The sequence below is a fragment of the Parafrankia colletiae genome (assembly GCF_001854655.1).
GTDB classification, from domain to species: Bacteria; Actinomycetota; Actinomycetes; order Frankiales; family Frankiaceae; genus Parafrankia; species Parafrankia colletiae.
This window is the reverse complement of sequence record NZ_MBLM01000097.1, coordinates 1-1,382: the sequence shown is the minus strand read 5'-3', so window position 1 is coordinate 1,382 and position 1,382 is coordinate 1. Positions and strand designations below refer to the sequence as shown.

Annotated in this window: 1 protein-coding gene and 1 pseudogene; both read left to right on the top strand. The window is 51.7% G+C overall.

What is annotated here, in order from left to right; translation table 11 throughout:
* A pseudogene (locus CC117_RS38420) lies at nt 1–280 on the top strand (helicase); the annotation flags it as partial.
* A 103-nt stretch (nt 281–383) separates the two neighbouring features.
* Nucleotides 384–1,079: an ATP-binding domain-containing protein gene (locus tag CC117_RS34510; protein ID WP_157905390.1), complete on the top strand. Its 696-nt coding sequence runs from the start codon at nt 384–386 to the stop codon at nt 1,077–1,079.
* Nucleotides 1,080–1,382: the final 303 nt, after the last annotated feature.

Sequence of the window (1,382 nt, the reverse complement as noted above, 5' to 3'; positions counted from 1 at the left end):
AATGCTCGACGAGAACCGCAGGCTTGTCTACGCTTACGACGAACTTCAGAACCTCTCTGGCGAGGGTCTTCCATCGACGGAGGAGATATTTGGGAGTGATGAAATGGGACGACCAAATGTCTCCTTCGATTCTTCCGTTTACAATCAGACTGCCAGGCGCGATATAGTCTTGGAGAAGTGCTACCGGAACTCTCGCCCGGTCCTGGTCAGTGCTCACGGGTTGGGATTCGGCATCTATCGGGCTCGTGCAGATGTTCGATCAACCATCACTGTGGACTGACATCGGATACCATGTCTATTCGGGTCATCTTGTTCCTGGCTCGCGCGTGACTTTGGGTAGGACCGAGGATACCAGTCCGGKATTTCTCGAGGAACATTCGTCTGTGGACGACCTGATCGTATTTCAGAGTTTCCCGAGCAAGGAAGCGCAGAATGAATGGGTCGCCGATCAGATTGCGCGGGACCTCAATGAAGAGGAACTCCGGCACGACGATATAGTCGTCATAAATACAGATCCGATCTCAACCCGACGGAATCTCGGCCCGATCCGAAAAGCGTTGCTCGATAGATCAATCCCAAACCATCTGGCTGGTGTCGACACGCTCGCCGATATATTCTTCCAGCCTGATCGCGATTCAATAACTTTCACGGGGATCTATCGAGCCAAGGGTAATGAGGCTGGCATGGTCTACATTGTCAATGCCGACGAGTGCCAGTCTGACTCTACAAATCTAGCGCGTCTTCGTAGCAGACTATTTACAGCAATAACTCGCAGCAAGGCATGGGTGCGCGTCGTCGGTGTGGGCCCTAAGATGGATCAACTCATCGAGGAATATGAAAGAGTTAAAGCCGCGAATTTTACTCTCAGTTTTGATTATCCGACATCGGAACAGAGGGAAACCATCCAAGTCATCCATAGAGACATGACGGTCGGCGAGGAGGAAGATCTCAATAAGAGACGCGCCTCGGCGAAAGACCTCCTGAAGGATCTCGAGTCCGGCCGCCTCTATGTCGAAGATCTCGATCCAGAATTCGTACAGCGGATGAAGGGAATCTTGGGAAGAGCTGAACAGGAATGAATACTCCATCGGCCCAAGGGGTCTTTGATGAGATCGTGAGGCTCACCAATTTTCTCGTAGAAGAGGGGTTCGTAGACGACCAAAATTATCCTGTCCGGCGTAACATGAGCGTTGGTAAAATTGAGATTCAATACGCTGATGCTCTCCCGATGTCGAGCATGCTGAAAAGTAAGTCCTACTCCGATTTATACGCTGAACAAAGCCAGGCTCGTTCGTACAATGAGCCTTTTCCATCCTGACGTTTCAAGCGGCTTCGGTTGAGAGGATGTGGATGGCCTGGGCGGTTGCTGCGACGCGGCGGGG